This is a genomic window from Streptomyces hilarionis (genome assembly GCF_024539675.1).
Taxonomy (GTDB): domain Bacteria; phylum Actinomycetota; class Actinomycetes; order Streptomycetales; family Streptomycetaceae; genus Streptomyces; species Streptomyces hilarionis.
In genome coordinates this window covers 1-3,559 of record NZ_JAHHIT010000314.1, presented here as the reverse complement: position 1 = coordinate 3,559, position 3,559 = coordinate 1, and the positions used below count along the sequence as shown (strand labels likewise).

The window sequence follows — 3,559 nt, the reverse complement described above, 5'->3', positions numbered from 1 at the left end:
CCCCCGGCCCCCCGACCGGAACCGGGCCCACGGGCCGCGGCGCACGCTCGCCTCCCCCTCGGCCGCGCCCACCTGCCCGGACACGACCTCCGACGGCTCCCCGGCATCCCCCGACGGCTCAGCGGAAAGCCCCGACGGCTCACCGGAGGCCCCCGGAGCAGCCGAATCCCCCGATGCGGACCACGGCGTCGGACCGGCCGGTCCCGTCGGGCCTCCGAGGCCCAGCGGGCCCGTCCCGGCGTCCCCGAGGGTCCGTTGCGACGGTATGAACGACTGCGTGTCGTACGAGGCCGCCACCGACCGCAGCTCCCGCATCAGCTCGTCCGGAGTGGGCCGCTCCTCCGGCTCCTTGGCGAGGCAGCGCGCGACCAGCGGCGCGAGGTTGTCCGGCACGTCGGTCAGATCCGGCTCGTCGTGCACGACCTGGTAGGCGACGACGTAGGGGCTGTCGGAGTCGAACGGCCCGCGCCCGGTCGCCGCGTGCACCATCACCGAGCCGAGCGCGAAGACGTCGGCCGCCGGCCCGACCTCGCGGGGCCGCCGGAACTGCTCCGGGGCCATGAACGGCGGCGTGCCGATCAACTTGCCCGTCTCGGTGCGCAGTTCGCTGTCCTTGGGCCGGGAGATGCCGAAGTCGATCACCTTCGGCCCGTCCTCGGCGAGCAGCACGTTGCTCGGCTTGAGATCCCGGTGGACCACCCCGACGCGGTGGATGTCCCGCAGCGCCTCCGCGAGCCCGGCCATCAGCCGCCGCAACTCCCCGGCCCTCATCGGCCCGTTCCGCTTCACCTGCTCGGCGAGGGTCGAGCCCGGGATGAACAGGGTGGCCATCCACGGCCGTTCGGCCTCCGGGTCGGCGTCGACGACGGGTGCGGTGAACGCCCCGCTCACGCGCCGGGCGGCGGCCACCTCCTGCCGGAATCGTCCCCTGAACTCGGGATCGCGGGCGAAGCGGGCGTGCACGACCTTCACCGCGACCTTCATCCCGGAGGTGCTGTGAGCCAGGTGCACCACACCCATGCCACCGGAGCCCAGGCATTCCCGCAGGCGGTAATGGCCGGCGTACTCCGGAAGTTCCGCCTCCGCGCCCGCCCCGGTGTTGCGCTGTGGCGACATGGACCACCCCCGTGCTGTTCAACCGCGCGCGCGACGCAGGGAGCCTAGTCGATGACTCCGACAGGACAGAGGCGGCTTGCTAGCCTGCGCGTGCGAATTCTGCACAGGTGTTTCATTGCGGGATTCGGGGGAATCAACGTGGCCCCATGGCAGTCATGGGGTCCGACGGGGGAGGTTTTTCCATGTCTGTGGACCGTGTGGAAGAGGTCGAAAGCACCGAGACGGCGGTGGCCGTCACGGCCGCCGACCTCAGGACGGTGGCCCTCACCTACTATCCGGTCGCCCCGGGCGTCCGGCTGAACGTGCGCAGCGGCCCGGGCACCGGCTACGCGGTCGTCAGGGTCCTGGCCGAGGGGGTCAAGGTCCCGATCCACTGCCAGACGCCGGGCACCTCGGTCTCCGGCCCGTACGGCACGACGACCATCTGGGACAACATCGGGGACGGCCAGTTCGTCTCCGACGCGTACGTGCGCACCGGCAGCGACGGCTACGTCGCCTCGCGCTGCGCCTGATCCGACGTCGACGGGCTGCCCGCGGGGCCTCGCGTGGGGCCCCGGCCACACAAGGGACCTCGGGGCAGCCCACCCGCCGCCCGGCCCGCCCGGCCGCCGCCCGGCCGGCTGGGCGGCCCACCGGCGAGCTTCCGTCCGGCCCGGAGCGATAATCGTCCCGTGAGCGACGAGAACGGCACCCCGGACACTTCGGCGGGCTCCCCGCAGGCCCCGACCGGCCGGGCGGGGCGAACGCCCGTACCCGGCGAGGGTCCGGAGTCCGGCCCCCGCCCGGAGCCCCTCCGGTTCTTCGGCACCACCTGGGTGGACCACGACCCCGGCCTCCGCGGCTACGCGGTCCGGCGGGTCGCCGCGGCCGTGGGCTCCCTGGTCGCCGCCGCCGTCTCCTGCCTCGTCCTGCGCCTCGCCTACCAGGGCATCGCCATCGCCGACCTCGGCGGCTTCGTGACCCTCCTGGTCGTGGTGATGTTCGCGGTGTGCAGCGCCCTCGCCTTCCGCCACACCTGGGACGGCTTCGGCAAGCGCCCCGACCCCGACCGCCAGGCCTCCCTGCGCGGCCTGCTGGCCATCGGCTTCGTGGGCTCCCTGCTCGCGTACTTCTTCCGCACCCTCGTCGAGGCCCCCGGCGAGGGCCTGCACCGCAGGGAACTCGAAGAGGCCCGCGACCGCCACGCCCGGCGCACCACCCGCCGCACCGGCAACCCCTCGAAAAAGCGCCGCCGCACCTGACCCGGACCCCGCGCGCCGGCTCCCCACCCCGGCAGCCCGGCTCCGGCCCTGCCCGCCTGCTCCGGACTCCACCCGCCTGTTCCGGACCCCGCCCGCCTGCTGCTCCGGACTCCACCCGCCTGTTCCGGGCTGCGCCCGTCGGTGCGACCTCCCGCCTCCGTGTGCCCCACGACCGCGGCCCCCCCCCCGGGGCCGGTGCGCTCCCTCCGCCAGGCGCGTCCTCTTCGCCTACGCCCGACGCGGCCACCGACGCCCGACGCGGCCACCGACGCCCGACGCGCCCACCGACGTCCAGCCCGGCCGCGCCCCCGACCTCTCCATGGGCTCGTAAATCCGTTCCCCTCCGCGCCCGTTCCCCGTGAGCATGGGCTCATGACGGTCTCCTCCCACGCAGCCCGAGCCCACTCCTTCAACGCCGCCGCGGCCCAGTACGCCGCCAACCGCCCGTCGTACCCGAGCGCCCTCCTCGACGCGATCGAGGAGAGCGCCGGCCGCCCCCTCGCCGGTGCGCGGGTCGCGGACGTCGGGGCCGGCACCGGCATCTCGACCGCTCTCCTGCACGCCCGGGGCGCCGACGTCGTCGCCGTCGAGCCGGGGGAGGGCATGGCCGCGCAGTTCCGCCGGGCCCTCCCCGGGGTCCCGGTCGTCCGCGGCGACGGCAACCGCCTGCCGCTGGCCGACGCCTCCCTCGACTTCCTCACCTACGCGCAGTCCTGGCACTGGACCGACCCGGCCCGTGCGGTCCCCGAGGCCCTGCGCGTGCTGCGTCCGGGCGGGGCCCTGGCCCTCTGGTGGAACACGGACGCCCCGGACGTGCCCTGGCTCGCCGAGCAGGGCCGGCGCATCGCGCGGTACTTCGGCCAGGACGCCCCCGGCCCCGACAGGAACGTCAACGCCCGCGGCGTCGACCCCTCGGGCCGCCTCGACCCGGTCCGCCGCGTGGTCCGGTGGAGCCGCCGCATCCCCGTCGACACGCATCTGGCCAACATAGGCAGCCACTCGATCTTCCTGGTCCAGGGCGAGGAGGCCACCGCGGCCTTCCTGGCCGAGGAGCGCGAGCACCTGACCCGGGCCTTCCCCGACGGCTTCGTCGAAGAGGTCTACGACGTCATCCTGCTGCTGGCGACCGCCGCCTGACCGACCATCGCCCGTCCGACCCCGCCGCCACCACCCACGCCCCCCGTCACCTTTCACCCCTCTCT

The 3,559-nt window shown here is 74.8% G+C and carries 4 protein-coding genes; 3 read left to right on the top strand and 1 reads right to left on the bottom strand.

Going from position 1 to position 3,559, the window contains the following annotated elements:
• On the bottom strand, window positions 1-1,116 hold a 1,116-nt coding region (locus KMS84_RS38220), incomplete at its 3' end, for a serine/threonine-protein kinase (protein ID WP_256921156.1).
• A gap of 182 nt (window positions 1,117-1,298) precedes the next feature.
• On the opposite strand from KMS84_RS38220, the gene KMS84_RS38215 reads away from it, so the two are divergent.
• The 3 genes from KMS84_RS38215 (at window position 1,299) to KMS84_RS38205 (ending at window position 3,494) form a co-directional block, all read left to right on the top strand.
• Window positions 1,299-1,628 (top strand): SH3 domain-containing protein, encoded by a 330-nt coding sequence (locus tag KMS84_RS38215; protein WP_256921155.1) that lies wholly within the window; start codon window positions 1,299-1,301, stop codon window positions 1,626-1,628.
• A gap of 159 nt (window positions 1,629-1,787) precedes the next feature.
• Complete coding sequence (locus KMS84_RS38210; protein ID WP_256921154.1) at window positions 1,788-2,357, top strand: EamA/RhaT family transporter; 570 nt, start codon at window positions 1,788-1,790, stop codon at window positions 2,355-2,357.
• A gap of 372 nt (window positions 2,358-2,729) precedes the next feature.
• Entirely contained in the window at window positions 2,730-3,494 is a 765-nt protein-coding gene (locus KMS84_RS38205; RefSeq protein WP_256921153.1) for a class I SAM-dependent methyltransferase, read from the top strand.
• Window positions 3,495-3,559 lie beyond the last annotated feature (65 nt).